21 protein-coding genes are annotated in these 21,182 nt (G+C 58.5%); 10 read left to right on the top strand and 11 right to left on the bottom strand.

The window, feature by feature from the left end:
- Nucleotides 1-12 precede the first annotated feature (12 nt).
- Both BM352_RS16115 and BM352_RS16110 read right to left on the bottom strand, forming a co-directional pair.
- Nucleotides 13-723 (bottom strand): hypothetical protein, encoded by a 711-nt coding sequence (locus BM352_RS16115; protein WP_090218893.1) that lies wholly within the window; start codon nucleotides 721-723, stop codon nucleotides 13-15.
- Nucleotides 724-821: 98 nt separating this feature from the next.
- Entirely contained in the window at nucleotides 822-1,400 is a 579-nt protein-coding gene (locus tag BM352_RS16110; RefSeq protein ID WP_090218892.1) for a GcrA family cell cycle regulator, read from the bottom strand.
- Nucleotides 1,401-1,756: 356 nt separating this feature from the next.
- Here BM352_RS16110 and BM352_RS16105 point away from each other — a divergent pair, with 356 nt between their 5' ends.
- The 3 genes from BM352_RS16105 to BM352_RS16095 all read left to right on the top strand — a co-directional run bounded on the left by BM352_RS16105 (nucleotide 1,757) and on the right by BM352_RS16095 (nucleotide 4,708).
- Nucleotides 1,757-2,935 (top strand): aspartate aminotransferase family protein, encoded by a 1,179-nt coding sequence (locus tag BM352_RS16105; RefSeq protein ID WP_090218890.1) that lies wholly within the window; start codon nucleotides 1,757-1,759, stop codon nucleotides 2,933-2,935.
- Nucleotides 2,932-3,837 carry an ornithine carbamoyltransferase gene (argF, locus tag BM352_RS16100; RefSeq protein WP_090218889.1) on the top strand — a complete coding sequence of 302 codons (906 nt, stop codon included), beginning with the start codon at nucleotides 2,932-2,934 and terminating at the stop codon, nucleotides 3,835-3,837. Before BM352_RS16105 ends, argF begins: the two co-directional genes overlap by 4 nt.
- Before the next feature lie 181 nt (nucleotides 3,838-4,018).
- Nucleotides 4,019-4,708, top strand: coding sequence for an RraA family protein (locus tag BM352_RS16095; RefSeq protein WP_090218888.1), 690 nt, complete (start codon nucleotides 4,019-4,021; stop codon nucleotides 4,706-4,708).
- Nucleotides 4,709-4,929: 221 nt separating this feature from the next.
- Here the strand turns inward: BM352_RS16095 and BM352_RS16090 are convergent, their stop codons facing one another.
- Both BM352_RS16090 and metF read right to left on the bottom strand, forming a co-directional pair.
- A complete protein-coding gene (locus BM352_RS16090; RefSeq protein WP_090218887.1) occupies nucleotides 4,930-5,418 on the bottom strand; it encodes a PaaI family thioesterase in 489 nt (162 codons plus the stop codon).
- A gap of 72 nt (nucleotides 5,419-5,490) precedes the next feature.
- On the bottom strand, nucleotides 5,491-6,354 hold the full coding sequence (gene metF, locus BM352_RS16085; protein ID WP_090218886.1) for a methylenetetrahydrofolate reductase [NAD(P)H]: 864 nt from the start codon (nucleotides 6,352-6,354) through the stop codon (nucleotides 5,491-5,493).
- Between the two features lie 88 nt (nucleotides 6,355-6,442).
- On the opposite strand from metF, the gene BM352_RS16080 reads away from it, so the two are divergent.
- A complete protein-coding gene (locus BM352_RS16080; RefSeq protein ID WP_090218885.1) occupies nucleotides 6,443-7,360 on the top strand; it encodes a LysR family transcriptional regulator in 918 nt (305 codons plus the stop codon).
- Here the strand turns inward: BM352_RS16080 and BM352_RS16075 are convergent.
- On the bottom strand, nucleotides 7,357-8,268 hold the full coding sequence (locus BM352_RS16075) for a DMT family transporter (protein WP_090218884.1): 912 nt from the start codon (nucleotides 8,266-8,268) through the stop codon (nucleotides 7,357-7,359). The genes BM352_RS16080 and BM352_RS16075 overlap by 4 nt on opposite strands.
- A gap of 100 nt (nucleotides 8,269-8,368) precedes the next feature.
- Between BM352_RS16075 and BM352_RS16070 the strand changes: the two genes are divergently transcribed.
- Nucleotides 8,369-9,160 carry an inositol monophosphatase family protein gene (locus BM352_RS16070; RefSeq protein ID WP_090218881.1) on the top strand — a complete coding sequence of 264 codons (792 nt, stop codon included), beginning with the start codon at nucleotides 8,369-8,371 and terminating at the stop codon, nucleotides 9,158-9,160.
- Between the two features lie 73 nt (nucleotides 9,161-9,233).
- Here BM352_RS16070 and BM352_RS16065 read toward each other — a convergent pair whose 3' ends face one another.
- Together BM352_RS16065 and ygfZ are read right to left on the bottom strand one after the other, a co-directional pair.
- A complete protein-coding gene (locus BM352_RS16065) occupies nucleotides 9,234-10,229 on the bottom strand; it encodes a GNAT family N-acetyltransferase (protein WP_090218879.1) in 996 nt (331 codons plus the stop codon).
- A gap of 112 nt (nucleotides 10,230-10,341) precedes the next feature.
- Nucleotides 10,342-11,097 (bottom strand): CAF17-like 4Fe-4S cluster assembly/insertion protein YgfZ, encoded by a 756-nt coding sequence (gene ygfZ, locus BM352_RS16060; RefSeq protein WP_090220359.1) that lies wholly within the window; start codon nucleotides 11,095-11,097, stop codon nucleotides 10,342-10,344.
- 64 nt (nucleotides 11,098-11,161) lie between these two features.
- Here ygfZ and BM352_RS16055 point away from each other — a divergent pair, with 64 nt between their 5' ends.
- Nucleotides 11,162-11,848, top strand: a complete 687-nt coding sequence (locus BM352_RS16055; RefSeq protein ID WP_090218877.1) for a TIGR04283 family arsenosugar biosynthesis glycosyltransferase — start codon at nucleotides 11,162-11,164, stop codon at nucleotides 11,846-11,848.
- A 94-nt stretch (nucleotides 11,849-11,942) separates the two neighbouring features.
- Nucleotides 11,943-13,154, top strand: a complete 1,212-nt coding sequence (locus BM352_RS16050) for a pyridoxal-phosphate-dependent aminotransferase family protein (RefSeq protein WP_090218875.1) — start codon at nucleotides 11,943-11,945, stop codon at nucleotides 13,152-13,154.
- Here the strand turns inward: BM352_RS16050 and BM352_RS19020 are convergent, their stop codons facing one another.
- Nucleotides 13,155-13,328, bottom strand: coding sequence for a hypothetical protein (locus BM352_RS19020; protein WP_175500711.1), 174 nt, complete (start codon nucleotides 13,326-13,328; stop codon nucleotides 13,155-13,157). It abuts the gene before it with no gap.
- Nucleotides 13,329-13,394: 66 nt separating this feature from the next.
- Nucleotides 13,395-14,498 (bottom strand): pyridoxal phosphate-dependent aminotransferase, encoded by a 1,104-nt coding sequence (locus BM352_RS16045; protein WP_090218873.1) that lies wholly within the window; start codon nucleotides 14,496-14,498, stop codon nucleotides 13,395-13,397.
- A gap of 81 nt (nucleotides 14,499-14,579) precedes the next feature.
- On the opposite strand from BM352_RS16045, the gene BM352_RS16040 reads away from it, so the two are divergent.
- Nucleotides 14,580-14,744 (top strand): Tat pathway signal protein, encoded by a 165-nt coding sequence (locus BM352_RS16040; RefSeq protein WP_090218871.1) that lies wholly within the window; start codon nucleotides 14,580-14,582, stop codon nucleotides 14,742-14,744.
- 39 nt (nucleotides 14,745-14,783) lie between these two features.
- On the top strand, nucleotides 14,784-15,551 hold the full coding sequence (locus BM352_RS16035) for a crotonase/enoyl-CoA hydratase family protein (protein WP_090218869.1): 768 nt from the start codon (nucleotides 14,784-14,786) through the stop codon (nucleotides 15,549-15,551).
- 211 nt (nucleotides 15,552-15,762) lie between these two features.
- On the opposite strand, the gene BM352_RS16030 is transcribed toward BM352_RS16035, so the two are convergent.
- Complete coding sequence (locus BM352_RS16030) at nucleotides 15,763-18,885, bottom strand: valine--tRNA ligase (RefSeq protein WP_090218866.1); 3,123 nt, start codon at nucleotides 18,883-18,885, stop codon at nucleotides 15,763-15,765.
- Between the two features lie 62 nt (nucleotides 18,886-18,947).
- Nucleotides 18,948-19,541 (bottom strand): HD domain-containing protein, encoded by a 594-nt coding sequence (locus BM352_RS16025; protein ID WP_090220357.1) that lies wholly within the window; start codon nucleotides 19,539-19,541, stop codon nucleotides 18,948-18,950.
- 230 nt (nucleotides 19,542-19,771) lie between these two features.
- Between BM352_RS16025 and BM352_RS16020 the strand changes: the two genes are divergently transcribed.
- Complete coding sequence (locus BM352_RS16020) at nucleotides 19,772-21,172, top strand: selenium-binding protein SBP56-related protein (protein WP_090218864.1); 1,401 nt, start codon at nucleotides 19,772-19,774, stop codon at nucleotides 21,170-21,172.
- Nucleotides 21,173-21,182 lie beyond the last annotated feature (10 nt).

Genomic DNA, 21,182 nt, shown 5'->3' with positions numbered 1-21,182 from the left:
CGGAGGCGTTAATCAACGCGTGTTCATAACGGCGGGGATATCTTTGAGTTCGCGTTTCTTGAGCAAAGCCTTTTCCGCCCACATCAAAAACCTCTCTTCAACCTGACCATAGGGCGGTGGGCTGATGTAGGGGGGCATCGGAAATTTGGCCGCGCTCATGTAGGCTCGCGGCGCGCCACCTTTGCCTTGTTGCGGACCGATTGCGGCGCGTTCCACCGTTTCTTCTTTGAAAACCTCATCGACAGATTTTCCGGCGTCTGCACAATAACAGTCTTTCATGTATGCCATGCGTACGCCGGTGTCGGGGTTGGGGTATTGCATCATATGAACCCGTCCCACGATCAGGACGCCGCCATATTGCTTTACGCCCCGAGCGATCTGATCGTTGATCTGTTTGATCTCTCGATACAAGGCATGGTGCATCGACATGTTGTAGGCAAAAGATGATGCCCTCAATGCGATCTCGGCCATGCCTTCACGGCCAGAGTTCCGCATTATCCCGAGGCGTGGCTTGATGCTTGTGCTCTTATAGCGGACGCCTTTTCGGCCTTTCTTGTAGCGCTTTACGCCTTGGATTTCCGCGCCGGTCTCGACGTTCACCTCGCCAATTTTCTCGGGCTCGGAGCTTGTGACATAGGGGGCGGAGAGTGGGTTCTGGAGCAAATAGAACTGAAGGCCCCATTCAGCCTTCCATTTCATCATCGTAAAGCGTTGGTTGCCCATTGCGCACCTAAAATACTAAAACCAATTCGGCACAAAAAAAGCGCCACGGCCTTCAGGCTATGACGCTTGATCTTTTTTAGCAAGAACGCTGAGCGGTCTTAGCGTCGGCGATCGCGGCGTGCGGACATAGGTTGGAACGCCACGCCGACATGCGCCTCGCAATAAGGTTTACCCTGCTGGGATGGCAGGCCGCAGAACCAGAAGTCTTCGGTTGCCGGATCACCGACAGGCCATTTGCAGGTCTTTTCGGTCAGTTCCATCACCGACAGGCGCTTTGCCTTTTTCTCGACTTCGCGCACGGAAGCCAGTGCTTCTGGGCTGATCTCGTTTGCGGAAGGCTGCGGAGGTAGGGGTTGGCCCGCGGTGACCACCAATTTCGGGCGGCCGACGGCCCTATTGACCGGAGCAGGGGCTGGCTTCGCCTCAGTCTCCGAGGCTGCTGCTGCCGGTTTCGGCTTCTCGGCAGGTTTGGCCTTGGCCGCGGGTTTGGCTTTTGCCGCTGTTGCTGCCTTGGCAGGGCTTGCGCCGCCGGAGCGGTTTGACAGGCCAAGACGGTGCACTTTGCCGATCACGGCATTGCGGGTCACGCCGCCCAATTCCTTGGCGATCTGCGAGGCGGATTTCCCTTCGCCCCACATTTTCTTCAAAACTTCGACGCGTTCATCAGTCCATGACATGCGGTGTTGCCTTTTCAAACGACAAACCGCCCCAGTCGCTTGGCTTGGGCGGCGTGTTCTTTTCCAGTTGCCCCTAATTTAGAGGCCAATGCGTCGGGATACAAGTTTGGATCAGCCGATGCGGCTCTGAGACGTGTTTCTGTGAGGCGTAAGAAAATTCTGGACAGGAACGAAGCTGCGGCATAGACGCTTTTCCATGATCAAGTCCGCACATATCGTTTCACTGCGACGCCGACGCTAATTTAGCGTCTGATCATCTGTGCGCTTGGCGCACGCCTCTTATCCCTCATTCAAATTGACTTGCCTCGGAACATCCTCAATATCTGGATTTCCTCTGCGTAAAGGACACCCACGCGATGATACCTGCTGTACTGCCGACCTATTCACGGGCGAAAATGAGCTTTGAAAAAGGCGAGGGGAGCTGGCTCATCGAGCAAGACGGCACGCGATATCTTGACCTTGGAGGCGGCATTGCGGTGACAGGTCTTGGCCACGCGCATCCGGCCTTGGTGAAGGTGGTGCAGGACCAAGCGGCCAAGTTGTGGCACACCTCGAACCTGTATCACATTCCCCATCAGGAAGAACTGGCCGAAAAGCTGCGCGAGGCGACCTTTGCTGACACGATGTTCTTCACCAACTCTGGTGCCGAGGCGATGGAATGCGCGATCAAGATGGCGCGCAAATACTGGTATGACAAAGGTCAGCCAGAACGGGTGAATATCATCACCTTCACGGGGTCCTTCCACGGGCGGACTTTGGCCACCATCTCGGCCGCAGCGTCGGAGAAACTGACAAAGGGATTTGGCCCCTTGTTACCCGGCTTCATCAATCTGACTGCCGGTGACCATGACGCGTTGCAAGAGGCGCTGGACGACACGATTGCCGCGGTGATCGTGGAGCCTGTGCAGGGCGAGGGCGGGATTATCCCGCTGCCCGATGCCTGTCTGAAGGGCTTGCGCGATATGTGCGACAGCACAGGAGCGTTACTGATTTTCGATGAAATTCAATGCGGTATGGGGCGGACGGGCAAGCTGTTTGCTCATGAATGGGCCGGAGTGACCCCTGACATCATGGCGGTGGCCAAGGGCATCGGCAACGGCTTCCCGCTGGGAGCGTGCTTGGCGACCGAAGACGCGGCAAGCGGTATGACCGCAGGCACCCACGGCTCTACCTATGGCGGCAACCCGTTGGCCTGCGCGGTCGGGTCTGCGGTGATGGATATCGTGGCGGATCATGATTTTCTGGCTGAAGTTTCGCGCAAATCCGGCCTGCTCCGGCAAAGCCTAGAGGGGCTCGTGGCGTCGCATCCGACGATTTTCGAGCTCGTGCGCGGCGCTGGACTGATGATCGGTGTGAAATGCGTGGTGCCGAATGTCGACGTGGTGACTGCAGGATATGCGGAGCATGTGCTGACCGTTCCGGGCGGTGACAACGTGATCCGGCTGTTGCCTGCGATGACCATCTCTGATGACGAGATCAAGGAAGCGGTGGCGCGTCTGGACCGCGCGGCGACAGCCTTGGAGGGCGCGGCATGAAGCATTTTCTGGATATCCACAAGACCGACCCTGCAGATCTGCGGCGGATCATCGACACCGCAAGCGATGTCAAGAAGGCCCGTGCAGGTCGCCCCAAAGGCGCGTTGGACGACGATCTTCCGTTGAAAGACCACATGGTCGCGCTGATCTTCGAGAAGCCGTCGACGCGGACGCGTGTTTCCTTTGATGTGGGCGTGCGGCAGATGGGCGGGCAGACGATGGTTCTGTCCGGCTCCGACATGCAGCTGGGCCACGGCGAGACGATTGCCGATACCGCCCGCGTGCTGTCGCGCTATGTCGACCTGATCATGATGCGGACCTTTGAGGAGGACACGCTTCTGGAGATGGCCGAATACGCCACCGTTCCGGTGATCAACGGGCTGACCAACCGCACGCATCCTTGCCAGATCATGGCAGATATTCTGACGTTCGAGGAACATAACGGCCCGATCAAAGGCAAAAAGGTTGTGTGGACGGGCGACGGCAACAACGTGTTCGCGAGCTTTGCGCACGCGGCCAAGCAGTTTGATTTCGATTTGGTCTTCTCCGGTCCGCCGCCTTTGGACCCGGAGGCGTCGTTGGACGGGCTTTATAGCATCGAGCGCAACCCGCAGGCCGCTGTTGAAGGGGCCGATCTGGTTGTAACAGACACTTGGGTGTCGATGCATGACCCGCAATCCGCGCGGGAGCGGCGGCATAACCAGTTGCGTGGCTATCAGGTGAACAAGCAGCTGATGGACCATGCCAAATCGAACGCTCTGTTCATGCACTGTTTGCCAGCCCATCGCGACGATGAGGCGACATCTGAGGTGATGGACGGGCCGAACTCGGTAATCTTCGACGAAGCCGAGAACCGTCTTCACGCACAAAAGGCCGTCATGCGGTGGTGCTTGGAGTCGTAACTCTTTGGCTGCGAAGCCAAGCGTTTTCGGCGGGACACATCGATCTGGCGCTTGAATTCAATCTGACATCCGAGTGATGCTACTCAGGACTGCCGCGGCGGTTGGAGGGTGCTGGAGTTGAACGCGACAGCTTAGATGCCTGAAGATTGTTATGCGGCAGCCCCAAGGGAGGACTGCCGCGATGATTGAAGAACCAAAAATGCTCAGGATTGGTCCGGATGTCGCCCGCCGCCCAACCAAGGACCAGATCGCCAAGTTTCAAGGCGTGCCGACGGGGTTCGTGGTTGACGCGATGTTCGGGGCCGGCGCCATGGAGGCGCGCATAGCGCCGCTGTCCGGGGCCAACACTCATGTCGCAGGGCCTGCGCTTACGGCGGATAACCGGCCATCGGATTTGCTCGCGACTTTGGGGTGCCTGAGATATCTGAAAGCCGGCGACGTTCTGATCGGGGCTGCCCAAGGTTGGCAAGGCTGTGCTGCGGCTGGGGACCGTGTCACGGGCATGGCCAAGAATGCGGGCGCTGCGGCTTTCGTGACTGACGGGCCGATGCGCGACTTTCAAGGCGTTCTGGAAGTTGGTTTGCCGTGCTGGTGCACCGGGTTGAACCCTGGCTCCCCTTATGGAACTGGGCCTGGGCAGGTGGGCACGCAGGTTGTTGTAGGTGGTCAGCCCGTCGAGACAGGAGACCTGATCGTAGCCGACCGCGACGGTGTTGTCGTTGTGCCATTTGCAATGATTGATGCCGTCGCCGCTCGCATTCCAGACGTGCAAGCAATGGAGATCGCTTTGGACGCAGAGGTACGCGATGGCCTTTCCTTGCCGGACCCGATTGCCGAAATCTTGGACGGTGACAGAACCGAAGTTCTATAGATCTGCGCTTTAAAAGGGCGGAAAGTGAACAAGCAGGGCCGCCTTCGAAAGATGTTCGGCGGCCCCGCCTGCCTCCCTGCTGTGCAGTGGAGTACGCTTTAGAGATAGGCCCTATGTCGCGAATGTCTATGCGCACGAGCGAACACGTGCTGCGCGATCGAGCCTCAAGGAAAGGTGATGGAACCGCCCGTTCCGGCGCTGTTGTGAACTGATCCGAGCAGCTATTTCGGCGTCATAATGATGCAGGTGGTGGAACCCGTCGCGTAGAGTTTCCCGTCCTCGACGCCCACAATTTTTCCCGTTGCGACGCCGGTCGAGCGGCCAGCGTGTTCGACCGTTCCGATGCAGTCCACAAGCATGCCCGACGGGATTGAGCGGATGATATTCACCTTGTATTCCAAAGTGGTATAGACGGAACCTTTGGGCACGCGTGTCATCACGGCGCAGGCCATAGCGCTATCGAGCAAGGTGCCATACCAGCCACCATGAATGGCGCCGCTGGGATTCATATGATTGAAGCCGGGCGCGCCGCGAAACACGATTTCATCCAGCTTTACACTGTGCAATCCGTAGTTCAGCCCGCCTGCTATCGGTGCCATCGGCAACTCGTTCGCGAGCACCTTCTGCATGAATTCCAAACCGGACATGGACAAGATTGCGTCCCTGCCTGGAAGCTGGTCGGGATGATCAGGGAAGAAATTGTCGGGCATGGGGGTGGGCCTGTCTCTTGGGTATGTCAGGGAGACGGTAGGAGACAGGCCCGAGAGGTGCAACTGGCAGTCTTACGCCACTTGCGCCAAGGCTAGTTTCGGGGTCACGCCCAAGGCCGCGCAGATATCGCGGGTCAATTCCGGGCGGTTCAGCGTGTAGAAATGCAAGTCGGCCACGCCGCCGTCGACAAGGTCGGAGCAGAGTTCGGTCACGACGGATTGGGCCAGCAGATCATGGCGGTCGTCACGGATCGCGATGGTAAACGCCTCGTCCAGCCATGCGGGCACTGCGGTGCCGCAGCGCTTGGCGAAGTTGCTGGCGCGGGTCCAGTCCTCAATCGGGAAGATGCCCGGCAGGATCGGCTTGTCGATCCCGGCCTTTACGCAGGCGTCACGAAAACGGAAGAAAGTGTCCGCCTCGAAGAAAAACTGGGTGATCGCCGCATCCGCACCTGCATCGAATTTGCGCTTCAGGTAGGCAATGTTGGCCTCCATCGAGCCTGCTTCGGGGTGGCTGTCGGGGTAGGCACCGACGCGGATCGTGGCATCGGTTTCGGTTTTCAGCGCTTCGATCAACTCGATGGAGGACGCAAATCCGTCTTCGGATGCCGCAAAGCTCTGACCTTTTGGGGCGTCGCCGCGCAGGGCGACGATGTCGGTCACACCCGCCTTCATGTAATCGCGCGCGATGGCGAGCGTTTCTTCGCGAGTCGCATCAACGCAGGTCAGGTGGGCCGCAACGCGCAGGTCTGTTGTTTTGTGCAGGGCCGTGACCGCCTCGTGGGTCAACTCGCGTGTCGTGCCACCAGCGCCATAGGTCACCGACACAAAGGTCGGGTCCAGCGGGGCGAGCGTTTGGATCGTGTCCCAGAGTCGGAAACTGGCTTCCACCGACTTGGGCGGGAAGAATTCGAACGAGACGTTAGGGCGAGTCATATCAGATGTCCTTTTGGAGTTGACGACTTGTGCCACAGCGTCTCATGTGAGACAAATTCATAACATTCACGATCATTATGAGGATCGCATGCATATTGAATTTCGCCACCTTCGGACGGTGCGTGCCATTCACGAAGCAGGTGGGCTGGCCAAGGCTGCCGACCAGCTCAACATCACCCAAAGTGCGCTTAGCCATCAGATCAAAGGTCTGGAGGATCAGGCTGGCGTTGAGCTGTTCATTCGCCGCGCCAAGCCGATGAAGCTGACGGCTGCTGGCATGAAATTGCTGCGGCTGGCCGAGCGGATTTTGCCGGAGATTGAAGCACTGCAAGCGGATTTCGAAGGACTTCGGATGGGCAAAACGGGGCGTTTGCACATCGCTATTGAGTGCCATGCGTGTTTTGAGTGGCTGTTTCCCGTGCTTGAAGGCTTCCGCAAGAACTGGCCCGATGTGGACGTGGATATTCGCCCCGGCCTGTCGTTTGACGGGTTGCCTGCCTTGATGCGCGAAGAGGTCGATCTTGTGGTCTCGTCTGACCCCGAAGACCTGCCCGGCGTGGATTTTACCCCGTTGTTCGACTACGAACCGGTGTTTGTCGCGTCATCCCAGAACCCTCTGGCACAAAAGGAATATATCGACGCGGAGGACTTGCGCGACCAGTTGTTGATTACCTATCCGGTTGATCGTTCACGCCTCGACGTTTTCACCGAATTACTTGCCCCAGCGGGGGTCGAGCCCAAAGCGATGCGACAAGTGGAGCTGACAGCGGTCATCTTGTTGCTGGTCGCCTCCAACCGAGGCGTGGCGGTGCTTCCGGACTGGGTGGTGCGCGAAGTGCGGTATAACTCTGATTACGTGACACGGCCTTTGACCAAGAGTGGGCGCACCAAGCGGCTTTATGCGGCGACGCGCAGCGAGGATACGGCCAAACCGTTCATGGCGAATGTTATTCGGTTGGCGAGAACGGAGCCGTTGAAACTGCAACGCACGCCGGAAAAGGCCTAGGCGGCAGGTGGAACAAGGCGCGCCATCCGGCGCTCCCGCAGCAAGATATAGAGACCTGCAGCCATGGTGATGCAGATGCCGACCATTGCGAGCGAGTTCGGCCAATCGCCGAACACAGCGAACCCCACAATCGTGGCGATCGGTATCTCAAGATATTGGATCGGGGCGACGGTGGCGGAGGGCGCAAAGCGCAGGCTCCACGTCATGACCAGATGCGCGAAGGTGCCAAGCAGGCCGATGGCCAGCAGCATCGCCCAGATGTTGACGCCTTCCGGCATGACGAGTTGGAACTGCTCAATCGTATCCGTGCCGGGGATGAAATACATCGCGGCGAGGATGAGTGTCGCGACAATGCCGCTGACGGCTTGAAGGCTGATCGGGTCGGCGTGCTTGGCGACCTGACGCGTCACCAACATGAACAGAGCAAATACCACGGCGACCACCAAGGGCAGCAGCGCAGGGGCGCCGACAGCAGCGAAGCTGGGCTGGATCACCAGCAACGTGCCGATGAATCCGACCACGCAAGCCAGCAAGCGTCGCATACCGACTTCCTCTTGAAGCACATACTTGCCCAGAAGCAGCATGATGAATGGCATGACAAAGGCGATGGCCACGGCATCGGCCAAAGGTAGAAACCGCAGGCTGGAGAACATTGCGCCAATGCCGATGATATGGAGCACCGAACGCAGCACCGTCAGGCGCAACACACGGCCTGACATAAGGAGCGTGCGCCCAGTTAGCAAAGCCAAAGGAATTAGCACTGCTGTCTGCACCCCGAAGCGGGTCAGCAGCAGCTGGCCCAGTGGAATGCTCTCGCCCAACAGCTTTGCCAACGCGTCGCCCATTGGGGCGAGCACGCAAAAGCCGATCATGAGCATGATGCCAAGGAGGGGACGGTCAGCGGACATAACTGGACGCTCGTTTAAATGCGCGGCATCCGCAAGGGCTTTCCCTATGCGGAGGATAGGTCTATACGCGCCTCCGAACCTCTCCCAAGGATGATGACCGATGCAAGGCAGCGCAAACCTGAATGTTATGATCAAAGCCGCACGAGTTGCCGGCCGATCGCTGGTGAAGGACTTCCGCGAAGTCGAGAACCTGCAGGTCTCGATGAAGGGCGCGGGGGACTTCGTGTCCAAGGCGGACACCGCCGCCGAAGCCATTATCAAAGAGCAACTGATGGACGCGCGCCCGACCTATGGCTGGGTTGGTGAGGAAAGTGAGCCGATCGAAGGCGCTGACCCGACCCGCCGCTGGATCGTTGATCCGCTAGATGGCACGACCAACTTCCTGCACGGGATGCCGCATTGGGCCGTGTCGATTGCGTTGGAGCACAAGGGCGAGATTGTTTCTGCTGTGGTCTACGACCCTGCAAAGGATGAAATGTTCGTCGCTGAAAAGGGCGAGGGCGCATATATGAACGAGCAGCGGCTGCGTGTTTCTGCCCGCAACAAGATGATCGAGTCAGTGTTCGCGACGGGAGTGCCGTTCGGCGGCAGCAAGTATCTGCCTGCGACACTGAAAGATCTCGCCCGGCTGATGCCCCAATGTGCTGGCGTTCGTCGCTGGGGCGCTGCGGCGCTGGATCTCGCTTACGTGGCGGCTGGCCGCTACGACGGATACTGGGAACGTGGGTTGAACATCTGGGACATCGCGGGCGGTGTGCTGTTGGTCAAAGAGTCGGGCGGGTTTATCGAGCCTATCCGTGAAGGCCAGAACTTGCTGGAAGACGGTCACATGATCGCAGCCAACCCCGATATTTTTCCTGCTTTCGCAAAGACGATCCGCGAGCGGGACTAAGCGTCAAAAATCGAAATAATTTTAGGGCTTGGCGCGAAAACGCTGAGCCCTTTCCGCTTGTGAAACCGTGATCTCAGGCCTTGATGAACCAGACAATTTCGGTCTCATAGCCTTCGCTTTGCAACACCTCGATTTTAGAGATCCAAGCCGCAGGGCATACGATGAGCGCAGCATCATTGCCACGCGCCTCAAGTGCTGACTCTGACGCCTGCAACAAGGCGCGGGCGGCGTGGCCTTGGTTTTCCAGACGGGTTGGGTTTTCGAAATCTGCATGGAAGTAGTCGTCTATGAATCCAGTGCCCACAACGTCATGGGCTGACGGGAAGTGAAGGGGTGTTGCAGGCTGGGACACAGAGTAGCCTTCTGGATCGCCTTCTGAGTTGGAGATGAGCATATCGCGGTCTGTGAGTGTGAGGCTGCGCGTCATCCAGCTGCCAAAACGGGCGTCAGCCTCTGGATGCGGTTTCCAGAAGTCGTTTAAGTCAAACAGCACCTGACGGTTCACGGCGCTGGAGGCCACAATCGCCGGGATGTCGTCTTCGGATGCTTTTTGCACGTCGTCGTGGTCTGCCGCATTGCTCAATCCGGTCTTGGAAAAATACAGAGTCAAAGGCTCGTAGCTTTGTGCCAAGAACTCATCGCCCCAAATGCCGCCTGCGATGGATGATCCCAGTAGGACCTTCGCACCGGCTGCAACCAAATCGGCCTCCGCTGCCTCCAGTAGAGCCTTCGCGGTGCCGGAAGGTGCGCGATCAAGGACGTAGCAATCCTCCATGATCAAACCGGGGGGGCCAAACTCGCCCGCGTAGATCGGCGGGACAGGCAGTAGGATTGTGTGGGTCACGCCAACGACGTTGCCCTCGGATTCGGCGATAAGCCAGTGTTGGCGAAAGGGCGGGGCTTCGTTTTGCATCGCGGCGGTGATGGTCGAAGCGACTTTCGCGTGCGGTTCTGGAGCCATCTTCCACAAGGTTTGATTGGCTGCGTAGCGTTGTTCTGCGTCCAGAACGAGCAGGCCGGCAATTGCCTCTACATCTGTAATATTTGCGGGACGAATGGTTAGGGACATAGCGGCACCTTTCGCAAGAAAATCTTCACTAAATCATATGCTTATCTCGGCGATATGCAATGGTGTGGCCGAGCGCGCAGGCGACCGAGTGTGGGGGATGACTGCCGCGTATTCAGTCGCGTTGGTAGGACACAGTGGCGTCTCCCGCCGTCATGCCCTCGGTCGCGCGGTCAAAGCGCAGATACGCAATCGCGCGGCCACCGGACTGGCTGTAGAGAGTGCCAACTGCCTTGTTATGTGCGTCGATCGGGGTTCCCACCGGGGCCGCGCCCTTAATGTCGACCAATGCCAGCCCCTTGCGCAGCTCGGTCTTGTGTTTCATGCGGGCCGTGACCTCTTGGCCGACATAGCAGCCTTTGCGGAAATCGACGCCGTGCAAGCGCTCAAAGCCCACTTCCAGAATAAAGCTATCATCGGGGATGAGTTCGATGCCGATCTCGGGGATGCAATGGGCAACGCGGATGGCGTCCCAATCGATATCGGGTTGCTCTTCGAACGCGAAGCCAGGCCCGTAGGCGCGCCAGCCGAGCGCATCATGGCGGGGGTCGGAGAATGCACCTTGCGGCATATCATTTACTCCGCGTGTCACATCAGCCTTCAATTCGTGAAGCTTCACATCAGCACGTAGCTTGTAGAAGGTCAGCCGTCGCATCAGCGCGTCGCCATAGGGTGCAGCCACGTCGATGAGAATCGCATCCTTCCAGGGCACCAAGAAAAAATCGACCTGAAATTTACCTTGAGGGGTCAACAGTGCTGCATAGACCAAGCCTTCAGATAGTTTCGCCAAATCATTGGTGACCAGACCTTGCAGGAATTCCACGCGGTCCCCGCCGGTGACTTCGATCAACATGCGCGTGCTGTCTGGCATTTCGTCCTCCATCTGTTCTTAGCTCTGTCATATAGGAGGCAGGGGTGGGTATAACAGCCCCGATATGTCTGCACCGTTTTCCATTGTGATCCCGACCCTGAACGCGGCCCCTCAGTTGCCCGCGACCCTAAATTCGCTATTGCCGGGGTTGGAGGTCGGGATGATCCGCGACCTGATCGTGTCTGATGGTGGCAGTGGGGATGACACCGTCAAAATCGCAGAAGAAGCAGGCGCTGTTGTTGTCACTGGCCCCAAGGGGCGTGGCGGACAGCTCCATCGCGGAGCGGAGGCCGCCAAAGGGGAATGGCTGCTATTCCTGCATGCTGACACGCGACTTGCTCCAGATTGGGTGGGGGCGGCGGCAACACACCGCGAAGCGCATCCAAATCTTGCAGCCGCTTTCCGCCTGAAGTTCCGCGCCAAAGGTATCGCGCCACGTTTAGTCGCAACCTGGGCGAATATGCGCAGCGCGGCGTTGAACCTGCCTTACGGAGATCAGGGACTGATGATGTCGCGCGCCTTATATGAGTATACAGGGGGCTATCCTGACCAGCCATTGATGGAAGACGTGGCCATGGCACGAGCTTTGAAGGGCCGCCTCCGATTGCTCGACACATATGCCGCGACAGGGGCAGAGCGATATGAGCGCAACGGCTGGTTGCGCCAAAGCCTGCGCAACTTTGGCACTTTGACGCGCTACAGCTTCGGGGCTGACCCGTCGGATCTGTCCAAACGGTATCACAAAGGCTGATAGTCCACGTCACGGATAGCGAATTGACGCCCCCTGCGGTCGCCTCTACGTCTTGACGCCAAGCTGTTGCTCTTGTTTCCAAAAGGTCCGTTTCATGTCTAATCTGCCTAACCTGTCCCATGGTCGTCATACGCTGGCCATTCCGGGACCGTCCGTTATGCCGGAACGTGTTTTGCAGGCGATGCACCGGCCCGCGCCGAATATCTATACAGGTGAATTGGTGGATCTCACTTACTCCCTGTTTCCCGATCTGAAAGTCGTCGCGAAGACTGCGGGTCAGGTCGCCTTGTATATCGGGAACGGTCATGCCGCTTGGGAAGCGTCTTTGGCCAATGTGCTCGCCCCCGGCGACAAGGTTCTGATCCCCGGGGCAGCGCAATTCTCGCTCGGTTGGGGTGTCACTGCCGAGAAACGCGGTTTGGTCGTCGAGCATCTGGATTTCGGTCGGCGAGCGCCGATTGATCCTCAAGCAGTTGAGGACGCCTTGCGCGCCGATACAGATCACAAGATCAAGGCCGTTCTCGTGGTTCAGGTTGATACTGCAAGCTCTGCCAAGTCCGATCTTGCGGCGATCCGTGCTGCGATGGATGCGGCCGCGCATTCGGCGTTGCTTATCGTAGACAGTATCGCCTGCCTTGGCTGTGATGATATGCAAATGGACGCCTGGGGCGTCGACATCTTGGTTACGGGAAGCCAGAAGGGGCTGATGGTGCCGCCGGGTATGTGCTTTGTGTTTTTCAACGCTAAAGCTGCTGCGGCGCGCGACAAGATGGAACGCGTGTCGGCCTATTGGGACTGGAAGCCGCGTGCCGATCCCGAGATGTATTACCAGATTTCCTGCGGCACCGCGCCGACGCATCACCTCTACGGGCTGCGGGTGGCATTGGACATGATCGTACACGAAGAAGGGCTGGATAATGTCTTGGCCCGCCATGCGACCTTGGCCCGCGCCTTATGGGCGGCCTGTGATGTTTGGGGGCAGGCTGGTCCGCTGGAACTGAACATCGCGGACACGGCCGCACGCAGTAACGCTGTGACCTCGCTGCGCATCGGCGCGCCACACGGTGCTAGGTTGCGCGACTGGGTCACCGATCAGGCGGGGCTGACGCTTGGCATCGGCCTTGGTATGGCGACAGACGAGGACCCGCAGTCCGATGGGTTCTTCCGCATCGGTCACATGGGGCACGTGAACGCTCATATGCTGATGGGAACACTTGGCTCTATCGACGCAGCGTTCAAGGCCTTGGACGTCCCCCATGGCGCGGGCGCGCTGGAGGCAGCTTCAGCGGTGTGCGCGGGACAATAGCTATTCGCGTTTGGGGATAAACCCGAGCGCGATATGCAAAAACAGGCTGGTAACCAGAGAAATCACATAGCCAAACGCTGCCCAGAGAATGAACAGTCCGGTGAAGATGACCACGAAGGCCATGACCAGAAACGGCTTGGTGTAGTCTTCAACCCGTCCGGGTGGCGTCGACATCGGTGCATCCTTTCTTTCCGTGCATGAGCCTAGCGTGGCTTTTGGCAAAGAAAAGTCGCGTTTTCGTTAACTCGCGGCGCTCAGCGCTTTTGGGAGAGCGTCGCCCAGCAGCTTCATGTCTTGCTCTGTGCCGCAGCTGATGCGGATCGCGCGGTCTTGCGGGGCGACGAATGGCATCCGCACAAACAGACCTTGCTCTAGTAATCCCGCCAAAACCTTGCGCGCAAAGTCGCCATCCTTGCCGCAGTCCACAGCTACAAAGTTGGTGGCGGAGGGCAGGGGGGTCAGCCCGTTGTCGCGCGCGATGTTTGCAATCCGCTCCCGCGACGCGGCGACCTTTGCGCGAATTTCGGACAGGTAGTCCTGATCCCCCAACGCGGCCAACGCGCCTGCCTGACTAATGCGGCACATGCCGAAGTGATTGCGGATTTTGTGGAAGGCGTTGATGTTTTCCGCCTCGCCCAAAGCGTAGCCCACCCGTGCGCCCGCCATGCCATGCCCCTTGGAAAAGGTGCGCATACGGATCACGTTGGGGTTGGACATGTCTAGCGCCGGTGCGGTGCCATCGGGGCTCAGTTCGATATAGGCTTCGTCAAGGATCAGCAGGCAGTCTTCTGGAACGGCGTCGATCATCCGCTGCACGGCAACCGCGTCGTGCCAGCTTCCCATCGGATTGTCGGGGTTGGCGAAGTAGATCAGCCTCGCCCCAGTCTCGCGGGCTTTTGCTAGCAAGGCGTCTGGATCTTCGCGATCGTCGCGATAGGGAACCATGTGCAACTGACCCCCAAAACCTGCGACGTGGTAGTTGAAGGTGGGATAGGCGCCAGCCGATGTGACAACTGCGGTGCCTTGGCCTACGAAAAGTCGTGCGAGATACCCCAAAAGGCCGTCGATGCCTTCGCCCACCATAACGTTGTCATGCGCCACACCGTGATGCGCTGCCAATGCGTGACGCAGATCATGGCTTTCGGGGTCGCCATATTGCCAAACCTCCGAGGCCGCGTCTTTCATCGCGGCAATTGCCTTGGGAGAAGGCCCAAAGACGCTTTCATTGGCCCCTAGGCGGGCTTTGAAGGGCGCCCCACCGGCGCGCTCAAGAGCTTCAGGCCCGACAAACGGGACAGAGGCGGGGAGGCTATCGGCGAGCGGGGTGAGGGGCGGTCTTTTCATGGGCTGGAGTTTGATCGGCTTTTACCCGCACTTGCAAGAGGCGGAGTTTGTTCCCATCTAACAAGCACGGAGGGTTCATCCATGCCACACCTCACACGCCGCGGCTTCATGGCCGCCACTTTGGCTACGGGCGCAAGCCGTGCCGTGCCGCTCGCCATCAAGGCACGCAAACCGCGCGTTATTCTGGAGCTTGTCTACGACAAGGCGCTGGGCATGATGCGGGCCGTGGAACGCGTCGTTAGGTAACTCTGGCCTGACTGGCGGCTTGCGATTACGCTTCCCGCCATGAGCTTAGTTACGACAGACATCGCCGACGGCATCGCTCGGGTCACGTTAAACCGCCCCGACAAGATGAACGCCATTTCACTGGATATGCTGGACGAAGTTCTCGCTGCTGCGGACGCCTTGCGCGACGCGGATGTAAACTGCGTCGTAATAGCTGGCGAGGGCCGCGCGTTTTGTGCGGGGATCGACATCACGTCTTTGTCCAGCCTTCTGGGTCAGGACATGGAGGAGGTGATCATTCGTCGAACCCATGGCGAGGCGAACCGGTTTCAGGAGTTCTCGCTCGCATGGCGCAAGCTGGAAGTGCCAGTCATCGCGGCGCTGCATGGGGTTTGCTTTGGCGCGGGGATGCAACTGGCAATCGCCGCAGATATGCGCATCGCGGCACCAGCGACGAAGCTGTCGATCATGGAGATGAAATGGGGCCTCGTGCCCGACATGGGCGGCATGGCCTTGTTTCCGCAGGTCCTGCGAGAGGATGTTTTGCGCAGGTTGACCTACACCGCCGAAATAGTGGAGGCGGAGCAGGCACTGACTTGGGGTTTGGTCACAGAGGTGGCGCAAGACCCGCTTGCGCGGGCAATGGAGCTGGCGCGCCAGATCGCCGACCAAAGTCCGAGCGCTATTCGCGCGGCCAAGCGCCTTGTCACTGAGGCCCAAAGTGGGATAACGGCCAACATATTGATGGCGGAATCTGTCGAACAGGCGGCCCTAATTGGTAAGCCTGACCAAATGGCAGCCGTAATGCGCGGTATGTCCAAAAAGTAAACCAAAAAAAGAGGCGACTGGGGTGCTCCCCAGCCGCACTCCGAAGATCGCGCTTGGCGGTCTCCATCCGGTCCGGTCATCGGCTCTCCAGCCTGTACCGGACGTCTAGGAAAACGCGATTCTGGTTTCCATTTGGTTAAAAATACTCAAGTCGTTTCACCTGATGCAGGCGGCATGGTTTGAGTATTTGGGACCAAATGGAAACGAGAAGTTAACCAAGTTCAGCCAGTCGCGCGAGGGCGGCTTTCAGTTTGCTTTCCTCGTCCTCGCGTGCGGCGAGATTTTCGCGGGCTTCCTCGACCACATCGGCGGGCGCACTTTGGGCGAATTTGGGATTGTTCAACCGGCCACGTAGGCCGCCGAGTTCTTTGGCCAGCTTGCCCAGCGTTTTCTCCAAACGAGCTTTTTCCTCGTCCACATCAATGATGCCAGCGAGGGGCAGGGCGAAATTGCCGCCCGCCACTGGGATCGTGACAGAGCCCTTCGGCGCGCTGCCTTCAGAGACGCTATCGATGCGCGCAAGCTTCAGGATCAACGCGTCGTTGTTGGCGAAGGCGATGCGACCGGCATCGTCAAGATCGACCTGCACCAATGGCACTTTGAGACCCGCAGGCACATGCATCTCGCCACGCGCAGAGCGCACTGTTTCGATCAGGGAGATTACCCAGTTCATCTCGCGATCTGCGTCGGCGTTGATCAGCTCCGCGCCGTAGGTGGGCCAATCTTGGTGGACCAGCATCGTGTCTCGCTTTGCGGTTTCACCCCACAGCTCCTCAGTGATAAAGGGCATGATCGGGTGGAGCAGGGTCATACACTGGTCCAGCACCCAGCCCATTGTGGCGCGGGTTTCGGCCTTCTGGGCGTCGGTGCCATCCAGCAGCAGCGGTTTTGAGAATTCCACGTACCAATCGCAGACCTTGCCCCAGACGAAGGAATACAGGGTCGAGGCAGCATCGTTGAAGCGGTAAGCCTCCAGCGCGGCGTCCACGTCCATGCGGGCTTTGGCCGTTTCGCCGATGATCCAGCGGTTCACTGTTTGCGTGGCGTCCGGAGCGGAGGCGGGCGGCGCAGAAGCGTAGACCTCGTTCATCTCCGCAAAGCGCACAGCGTTCCACAGTTTGGTGCCAAAATTGCGATAACCCGCGATGCGCTGCATGTCCATTTTCAGCACGCCACCCAAGGACGCCATAGCCGCATTAGTGAAGCGCAGTGCGTCGGCACCGAACTCGTCGATGATTTCCAGCGGATCGACCACGTTGCCGGTGGATTTCGACATCTTCTTGCCCTTGGCGTCGCGGACGAGGCCATGCAGGTAGACCGTGTCGAACGGGATTTCGTCCACGACGGCCAGTTGCATCATCATCATGCGCGCAACCCAGAAGAACAGGATGTCCTGGCCAGTGATCAACGTGGAGGTCGGGAAGTACTTCTTCAGGGCCTCCGTGTCGTCGGGCCAGCCGAGCGTACCGATGGGCCAAAGACCGGAGGAGAACCATGTGTCGAGCACATCTGCATCCCGCCAGATCGGGTAGACCAGCTTGGTCGGATCCTGTGTGACATTGTACTCTGCCAGACCTTCTGCGAACTGGTGCAGCGCTTCGGTGCGGTCGGCGACTTCAATTGGACGCGCGTGGTTCAGCGGCATTGGCAGCTTTGCGAGGATGTCATCAAACTGGTCGGTCACGCCTGCGAATTCGGGGGCGCAGTGATAGACGTCGGGATTGGCGGCGATGGCATCATTTGTCAGCAGGCGGCCAAGCTCGACAGAATCCAGATCGCCGTCGTTCTCGTCGTCTGTGAAGCCGGTAGCGTTCAGATCGAAGCCATACCAGACAGGGATCTGGTGGCCCCACCACAGCTGACGCGAGATGCACCATGGCTCAATATTGTCGAGCCAGTTGTAATACACTTTTTCGCCGCTTTCGGGCATGATTTTGACATCGCCTTTGCGCACCGCATCCAGTGCGGGGCCGACGATTTTGTCGGTCTCCACGAACCATTGGTCCGTCAGCATCGGCTCGATCACTACCTTGGAGCGATCGCCGAAGGGCTGCATGATCGGCTTGTTCTCGACGTAAGGGATCAGCTTGGAGCTTTCCTGCCCATCCTCCTCGTCGATGACGGGGACGGAGACCATGACGGCGAGGCCCTCTGCGGTGATGTCATCGACGACGGCTTTACGGGCCTCGAAACGGTCCATGCCGCGGTAGGCTTCCGGCACAAGGTTCATCGCGGCGATCATCGCTTCGTCGAATTCCTGCTCGCCGTTCGCAATGGCTTGGGCTGTTGCAGCCTCCTCGGCATAAGCTTTGCCGTCGGTGCGCATTGCGGCTTTGGTATCCATCAGGTTGTACATCGGAATGCCGCCGCGCTTGGCAACTTGGTAGTCGTTAAAGTCATGAGCGCCTGTAATTTTCACCGCACCGGAGCCGAAATCCTTATCTGGATATTCGTCAGTGATGATTGGGATCAGGCGGCGAAGCTCTTTCGGGCCAACAGGAATTTCACATAGTTTTCCAACGATTGACGCATAACGGTCATCCGACGGGTGAACGGCAACAGCGCCGTCGCCCAGCATGGTTTCGGGGCGCGTGGTGGCGATGGAGATGTAGTCGCGGGTCTCGCGCAAGGTGACGTTGCCGTCCTCGTCCTTCTCCACATATTCATAGGTTTCGCCACCGGCCAGCGGGTATTTGAAGTGCCACATGTGACCGGGGGTCTCGATGTTCTCGACCTCCAGATCAGAGATCGCGGTCTCGAAGTGCGGGTCCCAATTGACCAGCCGCTTGCCGCGGTAGATCAGGCCTTTGTTGTACATCTCGACGAAGACTTTGATGACGGCGTCGTGGAAATTGCCTTGGGCCGTGTCGGGTGCGCCGGGGGCGCCGGACATAGTGAAGGCCTCGCGCGACCAGTCGCAGGACGCGCCGAGGCGCTTGAGTTGGTCGCGGATGGTGCCACCGCTTTCGGCTTTCCAGTCCCAGACTTTTTCAAGGAACTTCTCGCGGCCAAGCTCGACGCGCTTGGGTTCGCCACTTTCGGCCAGCTGGCGCTCAACGACCATCTGAGTGGCGATGCCGGCGTGGTCTGTGCCGGGCTGCCAGAGGGTGTCATAGCCCTGCATGCGTTTCCAGCGGATCAGGATGTCTTGCAGCGTGTTGTTAAACGCGTGGCCCATGTGCAGGACGCCGGTGACATTCGGGGGCGGGATCATGATACAGAAGGTTTCCGCCCGCTTGGCGTTCGCCCCAGCAGTGAAGCATCCGGCTTTTTCCCAAGCGGCGTAAAGGCGGCTTTCGGCTTCTGCTGCGTTAAAAGTCTTTTCCATCGCCATGATCTTCGTCCTCATATCGGGTTGAGGATCATCTACCGAACGGGGAGGCTGAGGAAAAGGGCCTATACAGTCAGCGGCTCGCGCACGCCCGCTCGTAGGACGTCTGGGTCATAGGGCGTGCGGGCGAATACCTCGTGCACCCGTGCGCGGAAATGCTCCAACGGAAGGGTGTCATAGGCGGGATCGAACGACGACTGATCCCAGCGTTCACAGAAGGTGGCGCAATCTTCAAAGTAGGGGTGCTCCCTATAGGCTTCGCGCTTGTGCGGGTCGGCGCCGACATGTTCGCCGTAATAGACCATCTGGAAATCACCGTGCTTTTCGACCACCCATGTGCATTGTTCTCTGACAAAGGGCTTCAGGATCGTGGCGGCGTATTCGTCGTGGTTGTAAGGGGCGAAGATGTCACCGATGTCATGGAGCAGGGCTGACACGATCCAATCTGTGTCCGCCCCGTCGCGCTCCGCCCGCGTTGCCGATTGTAATGAATGGCCAAGGCGGGTGATCTGGTAGCCCGACAGGCTTTCGTCGAGGGAAACCAGCGCCGTTAGCAGTCTGTCGGCAGTGCCTTTGGTATACTCAATCTCATGTTCGGTCAGGAAGTCATAGTCTTCCTTGTCACCATCTTTCATTGCGGTGAATTTGACTGTTTCCATAAGTGTTTCTCCACGGCTGGGGCTTTCGGAAAGTGTGACCTCAAAACGCACAGCAAAGAAGCAGAAAGTTTGCACATGGCTTTCGTCGCTGGATCGGCGAAAGCATTCCGGTTTCTGCATCGCAGCTTTGAATTCTGTTGACGTGAGGGAAATCTACGCGCTCAATTGTCAGACAATTAAGGCGCCGCTGCTGAATTCTGGCGCGAAGAGTTTATGGGAGGACTAAATTCATGAATCTGAGACCTGATCCTACTTTCTACCCCTCTGCTAAAATGGCGATGGAGGGGCCGACCGAGACGCTCGCTTTTACTTTGATGTTGAGCCCCGATGGCATGCAACCCGACGGGCTGGCAGTCGTCGACGTTGACCCCAAATCCAACACCTATGGCGAGATTTTACATTCGCTGTTTATGCCAAATCTGGGTGACGAGTTTCACCATTTCGGCTGGAACGCCTGTTCTTCGGCATTGTCGCCGCTGACGGGCCACGCATTCCTAGAGCGGCGCTACCTGATCATCCCCGGCATACGGTCATCGCGCATTTACATTATCGATGTGAAGGAACCGCTGAAGGCCAAGATCCACAAAATTATCGAGCCGGAAGAGCTGTTTGCGAAGACAGGCTATTCCCGCCCGCACACGATCCACTGCGGTCCTGAGGGGATTTATGTCTCGACTTTGGGTGGCGGAGGTAAGGACGGGACCGATGGCCCGCCCGGTATCTTCATCATGGACTGCCAGACATTTGAGATCCTCGGCCGCTACGAGATGGAGCGCGGCATTCAGGACAAGCACTATGACTTTTGGTGGAACCTGCCGCGCGACTACATGGTGTCAAGCGAATGGGGTCTGCCACCGCAATTCGAGAACGGCATCGTGGCGGAAGATCTGTTGTCCAACAAATATGGCCATACGATTCATTTTTGGGACCTGCGGGCCCGAAAATGCGTGCAATCCATCGATCTGGGCGAGAATCATCAGATGGCACTGGAAATCCGGCCTGCCCACGACCCCGTAAAGGAATATGGGTTCTGCGGCGTCGTGGTGGACACCACCAACCTGCAAGGCGCGATCTTTACGTGGTGGCGCAAAGAGGACGGCACATTCGAAGCCAAGAAAACGATCACCATTGACCCCGTCCCCGCGGATGCAGATGTCCTGCCTGACTTGCTGAAAGGCTTCGGAGCGGTTCCGCCATTGGTGACGGATATCGATCTAAGCCTTGATGACCGGTTCCTTTACGTGGCGTGCTGGGGCTTGGGCGAGATGCACCAATACGATGTGTCTGATCCGATGAAACCCAAGTTGGCGGGCAAAGTTGATCTGGGGGGCATTGTTACCAAGACCGCTCACCCCAACGGCAAGCCGTTTGCCTACGGGCCGCAGATGGTCGAGATCAGCCGCGACGGCAAACGGGTTTATTGGACGAACTCGCTCTATTCGACATGGGATGACCAATTCTACCCCAACGACGAAGGCGGGCAAATGGTCATGGCCCATGTCGGCGAGAATGGCGGGCTGACACTGGCCGAGGATTTCTACGTCGACTTCCCCAAAGGCTACCGCAGTCACCAAATTCGGCTGGAAGGAGGGGACTGTTCGACCGATAGCTTCTGTTATCCGAATGTCTAGGTCGGGCATT

Source organism: Litoreibacter janthinus (genome assembly GCF_900111945.1).
In the GTDB taxonomy this organism is placed as follows: Bacteria; Pseudomonadota; Alphaproteobacteria; order Rhodobacterales; family Rhodobacteraceae; genus Litoreibacter; species Litoreibacter janthinus.
The sequence above is the reverse complement of the archived record's forward strand: the minus strand, read 5'-3'. Positions and strand labels throughout refer to the sequence as shown.

Coding starts and splice junctions, on each gene's coding strand:
- BM352_RS16115 (WP_090218893.1), bottom strand. CDS start 723: ATGGGCAACCAACGCTTTACGATGATGAAATGGAAGGCTGAATGGGGC.
- BM352_RS16110 (WP_090218892.1), bottom strand. CDS start 1,400: ATGTCATGGACTGATGAACGCGTCGAAGTTTTGAAGAAAATGTGGGGC.
- BM352_RS16105 (WP_090218890.1), top strand. CDS start 1,757: ATGATACCTGCTGTACTGCCGACCTATTCACGGGCGAAAATGAGCTTT.
- argF (WP_090218889.1), top strand. CDS start 2,932: ATGAAGCATTTTCTGGATATCCACAAGACCGACCCTGCAGATCTGCGG.
- BM352_RS16095 (WP_090218888.1), top strand. CDS start 4,019: ATGATTGAAGAACCAAAAATGCTCAGGATTGGTCCGGATGTCGCCCGC.
- BM352_RS16090 (WP_090218887.1), bottom strand. CDS start 5,418: ATGCCCGACAATTTCTTCCCTGATCATCCCGACCAGCTTCCAGGCAGG.
- metF (WP_090218886.1), bottom strand. CDS start 6,354: ATGACTCGCCCTAACGTCTCGTTCGAATTCTTCCCGCCCAAGTCGGTG.
- BM352_RS16080 (WP_090218885.1), top strand. CDS start 6,443: ATGCATATTGAATTTCGCCACCTTCGGACGGTGCGTGCCATTCACGAA.
- BM352_RS16075 (WP_090218884.1), bottom strand. CDS start 8,268: ATGTCCGCTGACCGTCCCCTCCTTGGCATCATGCTCATGATCGGCTTT.
- BM352_RS16070 (WP_090218881.1), top strand. CDS start 8,369: ATGCAAGGCAGCGCAAACCTGAATGTTATGATCAAAGCCGCACGAGTT.
- BM352_RS16065 (WP_090218879.1), bottom strand. CDS start 10,229: ATGTCCCTAACCATTCGTCCCGCAAATATTACAGATGTAGAGGCAATT.
- ygfZ (WP_090220359.1), bottom strand. CDS start 11,097: ATGCCAGACAGCACGCGCATGTTGATCGAAGTCACCGGCGGGGACCGC.
- BM352_RS16055 (WP_090218877.1), top strand. CDS start 11,162: ATGTCTGCACCGTTTTCCATTGTGATCCCGACCCTGAACGCGGCCCCT.
- BM352_RS16050 (WP_090218875.1), top strand. CDS start 11,943: ATGTCTAATCTGCCTAACCTGTCCCATGGTCGTCATACGCTGGCCATT.
- BM352_RS19020 (WP_175500711.1), bottom strand. CDS start 13,328: ATGTCGACGCCACCCGGACGGGTTGAAGACTACACCAAGCCGTTTCTG.
- BM352_RS16045 (WP_090218873.1), bottom strand. CDS start 14,498: ATGAAAAGACCGCCCCTCACCCCGCTCGCCGATAGCCTCCCCGCCTCT.
- BM352_RS16040 (WP_090218871.1), top strand. CDS start 14,580: ATGCCACACCTCACACGCCGCGGCTTCATGGCCGCCACTTTGGCTACG.
- BM352_RS16035 (WP_090218869.1), top strand. CDS start 14,784: ATGAGCTTAGTTACGACAGACATCGCCGACGGCATCGCTCGGGTCACG.
- BM352_RS16030 (WP_090218866.1), bottom strand. CDS start 18,885: ATGGCGATGGAAAAGACTTTTAACGCAGCAGAAGCCGAAAGCCGCCTT.
- BM352_RS16025 (WP_090220357.1), bottom strand. CDS start 19,541: ATGGAAACAGTCAAATTCACCGCAATGAAAGATGGTGACAAGGAAGAC.
- BM352_RS16020 (WP_090218864.1), top strand. CDS start 19,772: ATGAATCTGAGACCTGATCCTACTTTCTACCCCTCTGCTAAAATGGCG.